The sequence below is a fragment of the Bacteroides faecalis genome, assembly GCF_003865075.1.
GTDB lineage: Bacteria > Bacteroidota > Bacteroidia > Bacteroidales > Bacteroidaceae > Bacteroides > Bacteroides faecalis.
This window is the reverse complement of record NZ_BHWB01000002.1, coordinates 152736-168092: the sequence shown is the minus strand read 5'-3', so window position 1 is coordinate 168092 and position 15357 is coordinate 152736. Positions and strand designations below refer to the sequence as shown.

Here is a 15357-nt window from a genome sequence, read left to right as displayed (position 1 = left end):
TATAAACGCAAGTTCCGTTTATATAACTGCAAGTTGCGATTATATAAACGCAAGTTTCATTTTCAGTTTACTTCCAATGAAGAAAAAGTTTATCATTAGAGAAGAAGAAGTTTATCTATAATACATCGGAACTTATCTATTAATACTCTGCAAGCGAATGTCTGCTATATTTGTGATGTTCGATTAAAAAGTTACTCCTTCAATGTGAAGAAACTGTTTCCAAATATTATGATTTCTATATTGTGTCCGACTTTCTGCAGGGATATGCAATACGCAATCGGTAAAAATACTTTCTGCTCCGCTGAAAGTCTCTGAATGGCAAACGGGAGGAGTAGACGCTTTTACATATAAGTGCTGGAGCGGGCAACCGTCAAAACAGTATGCTGAAATGGATTCGCATTTACTTCCTAAAGTAACGGAAGTAAGACTCTTGCAATTCTGAAATAATCCGGTAGAAACGTTCCGTAATCCGTCAGGAAATGTGACAGATTCGATTCCTGACTCGCAGAAAGCCTGTTTTCCTATGCTGCTGAGTGAATTGGGAAGCACGATGGAACTAATTTTGCATTTCTGCAACGCATAGTCTCCGATACTTTTCAGCGTAGGTGAGAACTGAATCTTATCTCTTGTTATTCCTTCGGGAAACCAAACAAGAACTTCACCACTTTTATTATATACTACTCCATCTATACTGATATAATGGGTATTTGCCGGAGCTATGGATATATGGCTGAGATTTTTACAGCCGGTAGAAGGAGTCAATTCTTCCGTATTACAAGGAATTGAAAGTTCCGTTAATGCCATACTATTCTTGAAAGCATTTTGCTCGATGATCAGTGTACTTGTCGGAAGTTTTATTTCTTTCAGCACTTCCAGTTCACCAAACATTCCGTAGCCGATAGTATAATCCTCTGTATATCGTGATTCATCATAAGACAAACCGCCCGATACGATAAATGCATCTGTCAAATCCAACCGTTGTAAAATTCCTGATGTTGGATTTCCGGTAATGTCTTTCCCAGACATCTCACGGATAAACCGGATATCAGTTCCGTTTAGAGGTCCTGCTATATTGAGTGTACTATATTGTTTTTTTTCTTTTTCACTGATGATCTCAGGCAAAGTTCCCGCATTTGTGAGTATTACAGCATTTCCTGTTTGGAAGTGGTAAGGTTCACTATATGCTCTTCCTATTTTATTCTCGGCAAAGGCTCTGACCGTATATTTGGTATCCTTTTCCAAATCTCCGATACGGAGTTGCCATTGGTTGCTGTCCGAAAGGGGAGCACTCAGCTCATATTCTTCTCCATTTATCTTGGTATAGCAAAAACCACTTTTTATAATTGTTTCTCCACCATTATCTGTGATAGCGCATTGTAAAATAATACTAATAGGTCCTTGTCCTAAGAAACTAATTTTATCGACTTTAGGAACTTTATTGGGAATGGTCGTAAAACTATAAATCGGGCTTTGTTTCAGATATTTCTTATTTCCGGCTTCTAAGCAGTAATAGTAAGTAGTTCCCGGGATTAGATCCTGTAGTTCAGTGCTGACATGACTATTCTTTAATGACTGTTCGTCCATTTGTTCCATTTTTAGGGAAGTCCCGTAACGAAAGCGGTAGCGATCCGTTTTGCTATTGGACGAAGCATTCACTGTTCCGGTAAGTTGGGCGCTGGTACGAGTGATGTTTTGAGCTTCGTGCAGCAAGATCTCGGGTGCGGGATTATCCGGTTGATTCTCATCACTACATCCCGTAGGAAGCAACCAGCAAGCTATGATCAAGAAATGAATTATTTTCGTATACATATATTAATCTGCATAAATAGAATAAAGTTATTATAAACGAATCCCAATGCCAATGTTTAGCTCCCAATAGTTTCCTTCGGTAGTAATGGCACCAGCTGAAAAGACGAACCTTTGTAATCTTAACATAGCACCTAACTCTGCTGCAATACCTTTTGAAGAATAATCCGCATTGCGTAAATAATTTCCTTCGTTTGTTTCCCAAACGACAGTGCGCACACCGTAACCAACTCCTTCGTAGATATAGAAGTTACCAGCAACCCGGTGCAGTCCACCTGCAAGTAATGCATAATGTGAATTTTCAGTTTTTTCTGTGTAATAAGGAGGGATGTCATCACCCTTTGGTATTCCGTTTTTGTCACATTCCATACCATTCGTGTCAGCAACAGTACGGAAATTGCTTAGTACATGCAAGTATATTCCATGTCTTCGCATCCAGCCGAGGCGTATACCTCCGGCAACCTCTTTCTGGTGTATGCTTGCATCCAGCATAATCAGATAGCAGGCGTCTTCTTTTGGCCGTTTGAGACGAAGCTTGGGCGGTTCGGTAAGTTGTGTCGGTAATCTATATATACGTGGAAATTCAACAATGTTATTTTCCATTGGAGGTATTTTTCTTCGGGGCATAGTGATCGGAGAATTTAAAACCAGTTCATAAGTCAAGCGAGATTCCAGCGGGGAGGGGAAACGATAGTCACGAAGTACTCCCCATTGCGGGTGTTTGATTGTGATTTGCACAGTGCCTCGCGGAACGTATATCCATGTTTCTCCGACATCATTTTTTCGTTTCACGATACCTAAAGGGGTAGAGAACACAAAATCAAGGTTTCCTACTATTTTGATAAGTGCACAAGCCTCGTCATTCAGGTCTTTTTCGGGCTGAATATATGCACTGATATCATTAGGAAGCTGTCGAAAACGTTGCACAGAGAACTGTTGCGCATATAGATGTGAGAAGGCCAAGAGTATTCCTAATGTTAGAAGGTATCTCCGGATGTTATGATATGACTCGAATATATTCATTGCAAATTGAAATTACGAATATTGAAAATCTCATTTTCCGGTAATGGAGTCTGGTCGTCCAACATACTGGGTTGCCATGTGCGTACATGTATCAGAGGTGTCGTTTCATCTCTGAAATCCCACAGCAGGAACAGATATCCATCATCCGAATATAGGTCTGAGCTATATTTTTGCCGGAGCGTCACTCCATATAATCCTTGTTGAGTAGGATGTCGCATAATCTTGAAATCGCTAAATTTCAACTTAATTTCTTTGTTCTGCTTAAATAGAACTTTTAAACGTTCTAAATAGGCTTGTTTACTTTTTATGTTGTATTCCACTTGGCCTTTTGACAGATATTCTCCGTCCATTTTAGGAGCATTGCGAATAACTTTTCCTACGATGATCAGGGCTTCTTCGCTAAACAATTGAGTTAAAAAGTCGATGTCTTTGGTGGTGTATGAAGTGCGTAGGTGTTCTACATAATTTAAAATAACCCTTCTGTTGTCCGCATCCGTTTCGGGCAACTTACCTGACAAGATTTTGCTGGCTTCAGTGTAAAAAGGATTCTGTTTGCTGATATTTTTCCACTCCTCGTTGTTGATAGTACAAGTTGCATTTGTTTTCTCAGCTGTTTGGACTTCTTCTTTAGGAGAGTTGGAAACCGGGAGTGTCGGATTCTCTTTTTGGTTCTTCGATTTATCTTCTGTAGCTTCTGTCTTAGCGCTCTTTCTAGTGAATACTTGGGGAGTCAGTTGTAATGCTGATAGGTCTTCTTCGATACGGTGGTATTGTTTACTGTCGAGTGGCTTTCCTTCCCGGTCGATCCATAGGCTCTGGTTATCTGAGTATGCGATTGCCAACCCTGAAGGATAGAAAAACGTTATCCGGTCATAACTCTTCTTCGTTCCTTTGATGTTTCCTTTGAAGTCGGCCAATTGCCATTTGTTGCCGTTGCGGAGGCATATCCGGTCGTTTCCGGCGATGAAACCGTCTTCGTATTCCGGAGTAATAAGTAGCTCTCCCTGTTTGTTGATGAGACCTATTCCATGGTCGCTTTGTATAATGGCGGCATTATGGTAGAAACGGAAAGCCTCTTTGATACTGTCCGGCAAAAATATGTTGGTTTCTCCTTCGGGATTCAAATAACAACATTTTCCATTCAATAAGTTGCTATATTTCATTAGGCCGCAGCTGAACTGTTGATCCAGCAGGCTGAGAGTGATTTGAATGTTAGAACAGACTTTTCCGGAAGGATCAATGAGTTGATAGCACATTTCTCCTTTGTTATTTATATTTCCAACCAGAGCCATACCTTCATGAAAGTCATATGCTTGATCGTATATGGGAGGTATAGCAATATTTCCTTGCGTATCCATAAATCCATACTTACCTTTTCGTGTGCAGAACAATGATCTTCCTTCTGCAAAATTGTGTGCTAATACAATGTCATAATGTAGGCTGATACCGATATCATTGATAATTTTTCCTTTTCGGTTGATGATTAAGATAGGAGAATCCGGAAATTCTTGTGCAAGTGTGACTTTTTCAAAGAAGTGTCCGATTTGTACGAAACGTTGGGCACTGACAGGTTGTGTCGGATGTCCCAGTTGATAGAGCCGGTAATATCCTTCTTCATCCGGTAAACTAAACATTCCGTTTACTACTGCTGACGGCTGCTGGGTAAAACTGCCGGAATGAACTTTAATTTCTCCGTTGGTTGCTATAAGTCCCCAGTTATTTCCTTCACTTTCCTGAAAGGGTAGTGCGTTGATTTCGATACTACATTGGCGGCATCCGTTGCAAAGTAACATTAATAAACTTGAAAGAATGGTAGAAATAATATGAATCAGTTTGCCGTTCATTTATATATAGCTTTTGATAATCCCCTTGCAAATATACTTATTATTATAAGATCCCTATATACAGTTGTGAAAAAGATGAGGCTATATCAAAAGCGAAATAGATATTTAGCGCTTCTGATATAGCCTGCAACTCGTTAAAATGATTTTATGATTCCTGTGTTGATTCCCAATCTTCGATTTCACCCCCTATTTCGATTTTCACTTGATCCGGATTCTTTGATATAGTCAGCGAGATAGTATGCTGTATGCCCGGCTTGAAAAGGAATTTGCTTTCCATCAGATAAGATACACCTTTCATTACCACCTCTATCAGAGGACGTCTGTTATCTATTCTTTGTGGAACAAGGATGGCGGTATATTGGTGATCACCTGCCGGCTTAGCCTTTATGCTGGCTTCTGTACCATATAACGCTTTAGTAGCCACTCCCACGCTAAGATCAATAGTGGCACTCGGCACAGTATTGTGAATATACACTGTTGCATCTTCCGCCAAGTCTCCTTCATAGTCTTCTCCTTTGATGAGTCGTACTATGAGTTTACTCATACAATGCCTGAATTTCAGTGAAACGGCAGCGTTGCCGGCTGTTTGTTTTTTAGCCGATGCCCATAGGAAATCGCTGGCTTCATATCCTCCTAATTTATTAGCTGTCTTTATTGTGCTTTGGTCTAAAGCTACATTGAATTTGGCTTCGTCTACAGATAGAATGGGAGAGGAATGAGGATAATAAGCATATACATCATAGGTGCCGTCATTCCAGTAAATAGGTTTTGCCGGAATCCATGCTGTTCCGTTGTAAGTCAGCGAGGCATTATTTGCATAATTACCTGCTACCTGCAAAGGTTCATTCTGCTCGGTAACATATAAACCGATTTGGTCATTTGTTTCGAAAGCAGTTTCAGTGGCACGGAGAACACTCTTTGATTGTTGTGACGGATGTATGATTTGGAATTTCATGATCTTGTCCTGTTCCGTCTCTTTCCGTATTGTATTTTCCTGTCCGCATCCCGCCATGCAGAATACAAATCCGATACAGGCAGTATAGATAATATGAATATTCTTTTTCATTTTACTTTCAGTTTTAGTTTTACATTTCATCATTTCAGTGGACTGCCTTTATGAATTTTAGGAGGATATTGGAACGAATGTACACGACCTCCCATATAAGGAGCATTCATAGCACGCACCTTGACTTCTTGGCTCACTTTATCATTAGCGACAAAGTCCTCGAATGAATAAGTTTCACCTGCATATTGCTTGATACGTTTCACAATTGATTCACGACTGATGGTACTGTAATATGGAATGTCATTATTCATACAACTATTTTGTTCTGAACGGAATACACCACGGTTGTGCATAAATCCGCCTTCGTAGATATCTACCCGGTCACTATACCGGTCGTCAAAGATCAAATGGCTCCAAGGTACTTCATGCATCTTTCCGGTAAGGGATAGATTGTCGTACCATCCTAATGATTTAGCATATTTGAATTCAAATACGTGTTCGCAACAGGTACATGTACAAAAGTCGATAAATTCATTGTGATAAATATACTCGTCACCCAGTTTTCCGAATCCATGTCCTCCAGCTTCATGTTGGATTACTCCACGAGTGTCAAAAGGATAACCGTAGGTACTCATCGGACAGAAAGCAATTGCCGAACCGTCATCCCACATTTGGCAGATACCACCATAATCGGTTGTATTAGGAGTCATAATAATCAGTGTTTGGTTCAAATTTGCTTTTGTCACTGTCGGCATCCGTAGTGCGTAGTTGAATGCTGCATCATAATCACATCTCAGTCCTACACCTCCGGTAAAGGTTGTTTCAAATTTCGCATAGCGGACCGTGTTGATAGTACCGATACCACTTTCAGGAGAAACAGCAATAGCGGTATACACATTAAAGTAATCACGATAAGACGTATAAGGCTCTATACCAAAGAAGTTTTCGATTTGTTCTTTGATTGCTTTCATATATTTTCCTTTGGATATATCTTCCGCATTGTATCCGTCTCCTAAGAATACAAGATTGATACCGCCATTATTTCCCTTAGTAGCCCTTTGTAAAGTTATAATTTCATCTTCACCGTATGTGTAGTCATATTGCGAAACTGAACATTTAGTCGTATACTCTTTATCTTTCAGTCTGAATACAATGTCACCGGTACGTCCTTCAGTTGTACCTTGTGGCATACTTTGGATAGTTAGAGTCAGTTCTGTTTTCTTCGAACCGCTGGTTTGAGACAAACTGCACCAAGATGGAATACTTTCCACTTCCCAGTCGCTTTCTGCATTCAATGTCAGCTTACGTGTACATTGGGTGTTGATTGCATTAGCTATGGATGGTCGGCAAACTAATTCACGGTGTGCGGCTATGCGTTTGAAATCATTCCATCCCACTGCTGTTTGATATTGTTGGATAGCGGATTCCGGTACCTCGAGGGTGAAGTTATCTTTGGGAACACCGTTGAAAGCACCGGATTGTACGTAAGGGGGGATGGTTCCTTTGCATACGATAGATCCGATGCCGAAACAATTGGAGAAAGCCCCACCTATATCTCCCCATTCACTTTCAAAACGTATGTTTTCTAATCCTTCAGGGAACACAAGTCCTTCTATACTACGGCAATTTGCGAATGCTCCTGCACCGATACTTTGTACGTTTTCAGGAATTTCAAGCACTCCCATTAATCTCCAGTTATTTGTAAAAGCGTTGTTTCCAATAGTGCTTATTTCTTCAGGAAGTTTTAATTCACCGGAAAAATCACAACCTTCGAATGTGTGATCACTAATAACGATCAGTTTTTTTGGCAAGTTTAATTCACCTTTTAAAGGGGTACTTCGAAAAGCTTCGAGGCCAATTCCTGTGATTCCGTCATGCAAACTGAGTAATCCATTAAAACCACATTCTTTGAAGCAAGCTTCATTTATTTCTGTCACTCCTTGTGGAATTTCAAGATCTCCTGTTAGATTTTTACATTGATAAAAAGCTAGTTTTCCAATATATGTTAAGTTGGAAGGTAATTTAAGCTCTCCATAAAATCCAGTACATTCCCTAAAGCAATGCATACCTATCTTTTTAAGCTTCTCAGGTAACTTAAGCTCGCATACAAAACCGCATTTAGCAAATGCTCCCATATTAGTTGAAAAATCTCCCCCGTCTATAATTTCTAATGTCGAAGGTAATGACAGGGAACCGGTTAATGCTGTACATCCACTAAATGCGTCTGCACCAATATATGTTACTCCTTCCGGTATGATTAATGAACCTGATAAATAGTAGCATTCTGAAAATGCACCTCTTTGTATTTCCTTCAATTGATCAGGTAAAACAATACGCGCTAATGTGTTTTTCTCTCTGAGCGCTTGGTAAGGAATAACATCGTCACCCCAAGGACGCCCGTCGATTTCTCCTTCGGATGCTTTTATTTTTACCTCTTTCAGATTCAGTGATTGTAATACGGTCATTTTATCTCTCATGAAATAGAAATCCTCTGCATTAATCTCTCCTATAATCTTCAGATTCTGCAACTTTGTATAATCCTTGTTGGCTTTCGCAATACACTCCTTCAGTGTTCCTGCTTTTTCTACATTTATCACAATGTATTCTTTAGCCGTAGCCTCATGTGAAGCCTGATCATTTTCCCATGCGGTAATTGATTCATCAATAAGTGTAAATTCATATTTACCGCTTGCTTCTTTTTTGTCTACCTTGATCGTGAAATTATGCATTTTTCCGGTTACATAAGTAAACGCTTCGCTCTTCTTGAAAGTATAAGGAACACCGTCTACTGTAATACTGAACAGTGTTTTCCCCGCTTCTATAATCTGTGGGACAACAATGGTACGGAACTCATTATCCTTACAAAAAGGAATGGTTCCTGTTTTGGCCACTTCTCCTGTAGCTGTGACATTACCTGTGGCAAGGTCGATTACTGAATTACGCTTGGTGTTTAGAACTAGAACTTGTTTCTCCAATTTTGTCCAAGTTCCTTCAGTAAATCCCTCGCCTTCTACCAAAGTAATGCGGGCATTACTCATTTTATGCCGCAATGGCAATCGGATTACTTTCTCTGTAGGAGCTACATCCATTGCCTTTCCCCATAGGAAGTCACTTGCTTCGTAACCTCCCAATTCACCATCTCCACTTGTTTTTGCTTGATCTTTTTGTATTTCAAATTCGTATGCATTCACTTCCGACGGTGTACCGACCGGATAATATCCATAGATATCAATGTGAGTCTTATCATCTTTCCAATAGATGTCATAAGCTGAATTCCATTTATAGGCAGTTTCATCAAATGTGTGCCGTACATTATCTCCCCGGTTACCACTATTTTTCAGTTTTCCCGGAGTGTTACCTTTGTAATCTACCACATACACACCCATAACATCTCCGTCACAAAATCCGTTGTCATTGACACGAGTTACTACAATCTGATCGATTTCTCCGGATAATGAGACAATGTTTGAAGTTCCATTCAGAGAGTCATCTTTCACAATCTCATTGTCATGACATGATATGAACATTAGCGCCAACAACATATAGGCCGCTATATATTGATACTGTTGTTTTTTCATAAGGCTTCTAGTTTATTCGGCTGTACCGCCATTATCTATTTCTTCGTCTTCCCAAGCACCTATGCCTACATTGATGCCATTACTTGTTTTGCTCACAGTAACAGGAATACTGTAACGTTTCCCTCCGGCAAAGGTTATATCCTTTTTCAGATTAAAATCTCTTCCGTCCACACTAACCGTGATGAAATTATCAGCAGATATTGTTTGTGGTACAATCAATGCTTTATAAGAAGAGGATTCTCCTGTTTTGAAAGGATAAATACTTTTTTCCGATCCGGAAACTGCGGTAGCAACTCCTTTGGTAAGGTCAATAGAAGCTTTTGTACATACTCTGTTTATCTTTACGCTGACGTTAGCTTGTGCCAGACTTTCTGCTGTAAATCCATTTCCCGGTTGAACAGTTATTACAGCACAACTAAAAATATGATTTGTTGTGATGAGTACTTCTTTTTCAGTTGGAGTTACTCCGGATGTCTTTCCATATAGAAATTCGCTATCTTTATAAGCTTGTTCCGTAGACTGATCTTCTTTGATTGAAAAAGAATATGAAGTAAGTTCGGATGGAGTACCGTAAGGAAAATAGCAGTAGAAATCAGCTTTAGTCTTATCATCTTTCCAATAAATATCTACATTCGGTTTCCATGTACCATTATAGGTAAATCCTATATTGTCTACATGATTCCCGGTACTTTGCAAAGTACCGGGAGTATTTCCCTTATAATTTACTACGTATAATCCGATCTTGTCTTGATTTTCATATCCGTAATCTGTTGCACGGGAACTTGCAGTAATTCCACAGTTTAATGTAATAGGAATCGGATCTGTAGGTTTCTCTTGATCTTTTACATGTTCCTCTTCCCCTGAAGAACATGCACTTGTTGCCATTAAAAGGCAACCAATAACCCAATAGTGTGTTTTCATCCTTGTTTGCTTTTGTTAATTATATGCTACAAAGATAAACACTCATTTGGAAGAAAACAAGTTCATAATGGTTCATAAAAAAGAGAGATGATCCTTAGATCTTCTTTTTCTGCCAGTTTCCTTTTTTCATATACATATAACAGAATAAAAGCGTAAATATACCATACACACTTTCCGTTGTCCAGGAAAAAGCTACGTCCATGCGTAGATAGAGTATAAAGTAGGTAGCATAAATAACGTAAATTGCCAATACTACGAGCTCCATTGCTAATGCTGTGCGAGTATTTCCTGTACCTGATACTGATTGGAAATATACATTAGCAGGTACCAGAACTAGATATGCGCAACATAACACCCACAAGGATGGTATGGAAGCTTCCCTTAAATCGGGCATATCTGTATAGATACTCAGAATCAGATTGGGGAACAAGCAGAAAATAATCAGTATCGGTATAACAAAAGTATATCCGATGCGGATATGTTGTCGTATAGTTCCACGTACACAGTCTTGTTCTCCTGCGCCAATCAAGTTACTTACCAAAGAACCACAGGTCGCGGCAAAAGCCATTGCAATCATAAACGGAATACCGGAAACATTACGAATGATATTTGCAATTGCCAAAGAACGTTCGCCCAAGTGTTCTACGAAAAGGAAGAACATGAACCAGGTAGATAGAGAAACAAAGTTCTGAATCATTGTCCAAACGGATATATTTAGAATTCGTTTTAATGTTTGTTTCTGGAACTTAGGCAGGATATTCAGTGCATACTTCTTACAGTCAATTCTCTTCCATGTATAGATAATGAAGAAAATAACAGATACAAGTTCGGACAATGAAGAACCAATAGCTGCACCTGCTATACCTAATTGTGGGAAACCCAATTTACCAAAAATCAGGATATAGTTGAACATAACGTTTGATAAGACCATTACTATCGAATTCAAAGTCAACGTTTTGGTTTGTGTTGTCCCTACAAAGTATGCTCGGAACATTACCATTATAAAAGAGAAAAAGAATCCGTAAATACGCCAGTTTATATAGCTCGAAGCCGCTTCGTAAATATGTTCCGAAGATATAATGCTCTTCAGTATATGGGGTGAAAATATTCGTGAAATTGTAAATAAGATGGTAGCCATCGCTAAAAGGAAATAGATACCCTGATAAAAAATCGGCCCGATTTCTTTGTAATTACCTTCTCCGTTACGTCGCGCGATTAATATTTGTGCTCCGATACTAAAACCGAATGCCATCATGAAAATGGCAAGATAATAAACACCTGCAATGGCAGATGATCCTAGTTCAATTTCACCTACACGTCCTAGAAAAGCGGTATCTGTCATACCGATCATTTGCTCCATAATCAAACTGATCAGGATTGGATAGGAGATGGTCCATATTTGTTTATATGTGTATTTTGTCTTCATAAAAAAAAATTAAATGTGTTTTTAGCGAAAGAAAGCCGGACAAACCTCATGGCTGCCCGGCTTCCTCAGAATATGTTTTCGGAAATAAACTCCTTATCTTTTATTCTGTTTTTGCTGCTGTAATTGCTCCTGTTGCTTTTGCATAGCTTCCAGGCGTGCAGCAAATCCGGTCTTTTTCATTTGTTTCGGGTCTTTCTTCTTGGCTTCCAGAATTGCCAACAATTTTGTTTCATCCGTTGTTCTGCGCAATAAGATCACAGTTCCCACACTAATCAACGTTGATATGAAATAATAATAGTTCAATCCGGAAGGGTAGTCATTCAACACGAACAAGAACATAATCGGCATCAGATACATCATCCATTTCATCGCTGCCATTTGCGGTTGTGCTCCATTATCCTGCATAGACATCGTATATTTTGTATTCAGAACGTTGGTTATCGTCATCAGCAAACAGAATAAGCTGAGGTGGTTGCCTAAGAACGGAATGTTGAATGGGAATGTAATAAACGCGTCGTAGGTTGAAAGGTCATCTGCCCACAAGAAGCTCTGCTGGCGAAGTTCGATTGCACTCGGTACGAACATAAACAATGCCATCAAAACAGGGAACTGCAACAACATTGGCAAACAACCGCCCATCGGGCTTACACCGTATTGGCTATATAAGCTCATCACTTCCTGTTGTTTCTTCATTGCATCCTCCTGCTTCGGATATTTTTTACCGATTTCATCAATTTTCGGTTTCAGTACACGCATCTTTGCAGATGACATATAAGTTTTCCAAGTAGCCGGATAAACCACAACTTTCACCATGATTGTCAGTATCAGCAATACGATACCCATGCTCAGTCCCCAACCAGACAACCAATCGAATATGTTGATTGTGATAAACTGGTTGATCCAGCGAATCAATGGCCATCCCAAATATACCAATCTGGAAAGTTCCCATTTCTCGTCACGTCCCTTATCCAGTGCTTTGAGTGTCTTGTAGTGGTTCGGTCCGAAATAGAAATACATTTCTGTCGGTTGCTTTCCTGCCGGATCGAAGAAAGTACTCATGTCCGCAGAATAATCTTTGATATATCCGCTTCCTTGTTGTTCCATTTTCGATTTAACGGAAACCTTGTTGAAATCCTGATCAGCAATGAATACAGAAGAGAAGAACTGGTTTTTGAAAGCTATCCAATCAATTGGAATGCTTTCCAAATTCTTTTCATCATCTTTTGCTGCCGACAAATTATCTACATTATCACCTTTCACCTTATAAGTCAGTTCAGCAAGACGGTTTTCATAAGTGAATCCCTTTTCCAATTGGCGTGCACGTTGTGTCCAGTCGATATCAATATAATTCGTATTTGCCAATTTATCCGCCATACCTGTTGCTTTGATTTCAAAGTTCATCAGGTAACTGTTTGGTTTCAATGTATAGATAAAATCGATATAACTGGCACTGTCAGCAGCTAATCGCATTGTTACACTACTATCAGTCTTGTTTACTGCTTCGAAATAACAATCTTTAGTCTGGATAGCTCCTTGTTTATTATAGAAATTGAAATTCATTGAAGCATCATCGCCATCGAATAATACGACCGGAGTCTTTTTATCTTGGGACATGTAATCCTTCAACATTGCAGAGTAGACACGTCCACCTTTTGTAGAGAAAGTTATTCGTGCTACATTGTTCTGAATGATAACCTTTGAATCAGTTCCATGCATTGTATTGAAGAACAGAGAAGAAGAGTCCGCTTGTACAGCTGTTTTTTCATGAGCCAGTGCAGCCTCTGTTTTCGCTTTCAGTGCTTCTGCTTGCTGTTGGACCAAGGTTATAGAATCATAGTACTTCTGTTGTGCAGCAATCTCCTCTTTGCTTGGACGGCTGAAAAAACTGAATCCTACCAATAATATACCTATTAAAACGAGACCAGTGATGGTGTTTTTATCCATTCTTTGTTATTTTTGAATTATAAATTTTTGAATTACGATATTGCGTATTATCACATATCATTTCTTTTCGTTTTTTATCGCAGCTTTAACAAATGCTACAAATAACGGATGTGGATTCAGTACCGTACTACTATATTCAGGATGGAACTGAGTTCCCACATACCATTGCAATGCTGGGATTTCTACAATTTCTACCAGATCGGATTCCGGATTAATACCTACACACTTCATACCGGCATCTTCATACTGAGTTTTGAAATCATTGTTGAATTCATAACGGTGACGATGACGTTCCTGAATATGCTCTTCTCCATAAGCTTCGAATGCTTTTGATCCTTTCTGCAATACACATTCGTAAGCCCCCAGACGCATTGTGCCCCCCATATTCGTAATAGCCTTTTGTTCTTCCATGATGTCAATTACGTTGTGCGGAGTTTTTTCATCCATTTCACGAGAATTGGCATCCGTATATCCTAATACGTTGCGTGCAAATTCGATGGCAATACATTGCATACCCAGACAAATACCGAAAGTCGGAATATCGTGTGTACGGGTATACTTAATGGCAACAAACTTACCATCAATACCTCGCTGACCAAATCCCGGTCCGATCATAACGCCAGCCATACCTTTCAGAGCTTCCCCAACATTCTCATCTGTCAGTTTTTCGCTGTTAATAAAGTGTACTTCTACTTTGCGATCGTTATAAGTTCCGGCTTGTGATAATGCCTCGCGGATTGATTTGTAAGCATCTTGCAAATCATATTTTCCTACTAATGCAATATTAATCGGTGCTTTGGTCTCAGCGGCATGACGACGTTCCAAGAATTTACGCCAAGGACCAAGTCCCGGAGTCTCTCCAATCGGCAATCCCATTTTCTGAAGAATCGTTTTGTCCAAATCTTGCGCTTGCATCAAAATAGGTACTTCATAAATAGTAGGTGCATCGATTGATTGTACTACCGCTTTTTCATCTACATTACAGAACAAAGCAACTTTTTTGCGTAATCCGTCACTCAAAGGATGTTCCGTACGTAAAACCAATATATCAGGCTGGATACCCACACTTTGTAACTCTTTTACAGAGTGTTGTGTCGGTTTGGTCTTTAATTCTCCCGCAGCAGCCAGATAAGGGACATAAGTAAGATGTACGCAAAGTGCATTTTTACCAAGTTCCCATTTTAACTGGCGGATACTTTCGAGGTAGGGGAGTGATTCGATGTCACCTACTGTGCCTCCTATCTCAGTAATTACAAAATCAAATTTGTATTTATTACCCAGCAATTTCACATTACGCTTAATTTCATCTGTGATGTGAGGAATAACCTGGATTGTTTTACCTAAATAATCTCCGCGGCGTTCTTTGTCTATTACACTTTTGTAGATACGTCCCGTAGTAATGTTGTTAGCCTTTGTCGTCTGGATGCCCAAAAATCGTTCATAATGTCCCAGGTCTAGATCGGCCTCGTGTCCGTCTACAGTTACATAACATTCTCCATGCTCATAAGGATTTAGAGTTCCCGGGTCGATGTTGATATACGGGTCAAACTTTTGGATGGTTACATTATAACCTCTTGCTTGCAGCAATTTACCGATGGACGATGAAATGATACCTTTTCCTAATGAAGAGGCCACACCACCGGTGACGAAAATATACTTTGTTTCTCCCACAGCTATAACTGTTTTAATTATTGTTTACTTAGTAGTCTTTTACGAACTTAAAAACCGCAAAATTATAAAAAAAAGAGGAAGTATGTTGTTTTTCGTTCCAACAAATTTATTAAAAAATGCAATTTTAAAAGAATCCTA

The 15357-nt window shown here is 39.4% G+C and carries 9 protein-coding genes; all 9 read right to left on the bottom strand.

Annotation, left to right across the window (positions count from 1 at the left end):
* Window positions 1-183: 183 nt before the first annotated feature.
* Window positions 184-1809, bottom strand: coding sequence for a leucine-rich repeat protein (locus tag EJF25_RS03455; protein ID WP_125040060.1), 1626 nt, complete (start codon window positions 1807-1809; stop codon window positions 184-186).
* Between the two features lie 30 nt (window positions 1810-1839).
* Complete coding sequence (locus tag EJF25_RS03450; RefSeq protein ID WP_125040059.1) at window positions 1840-2829, bottom strand: hypothetical protein; 990 nt, start codon at window positions 2827-2829, stop codon at window positions 1840-1842.
* Entirely contained in the window at window positions 2826-4673 is a 1848-nt protein-coding gene (locus EJF25_RS03445) for a WG repeat-containing protein (protein ID WP_125040058.1), read from the bottom strand. The genes EJF25_RS03450 and EJF25_RS03445 overlap by 4 nt, the downstream gene beginning before the upstream one ends.
* A 145-nt stretch (window positions 4674-4818) precedes the next feature.
* On the bottom strand, window positions 4819-5739 hold the full coding sequence (locus tag EJF25_RS03440) for a fimbrillin family protein (RefSeq protein ID WP_160119368.1): 921 nt from the start codon (window positions 5737-5739) through the stop codon (window positions 4819-4821).
* Window positions 5740-5768: 29 nt separating this feature from the next.
* Window positions 5769-9257: a leucine-rich repeat protein gene (locus EJF25_RS03435; RefSeq protein WP_125040056.1), complete on the bottom strand. Its 3489-nt coding sequence runs from the start codon at window positions 9255-9257 to the stop codon at window positions 5769-5771.
* Window positions 9258-9269: 12 nt separating this feature from the next.
* Window positions 9270-10178 (bottom strand): fimbrillin family protein, encoded by a 909-nt coding sequence (locus EJF25_RS03430; protein ID WP_125040055.1) that lies wholly within the window; start codon window positions 10176-10178, stop codon window positions 9270-9272.
* Between the two features lie 94 nt (window positions 10179-10272).
* Window positions 10273-11604, bottom strand: a complete 1332-nt coding sequence (locus tag EJF25_RS03425; RefSeq protein WP_125040054.1) for an MATE family efflux transporter — start codon at window positions 11602-11604, stop codon at window positions 10273-10275.
* Window positions 11605-11697: 93 nt separating this feature from the next.
* Window positions 11698-13548, bottom strand: a complete 1851-nt coding sequence (gene yidC / locus EJF25_RS03420) for a membrane protein insertase YidC (protein ID WP_125040053.1) — start codon at window positions 13546-13548, stop codon at window positions 11698-11700.
* Window positions 13549-13605: 57 nt separating this feature from the next.
* A complete protein-coding gene (gene pyrG / locus EJF25_RS03415) occupies window positions 13606-15219 on the bottom strand; it encodes a CTP synthase (RefSeq protein ID WP_125040052.1) in 1614 nt (537 codons plus the stop codon).
* Window positions 15220-15357 lie beyond the last annotated feature (138 nt).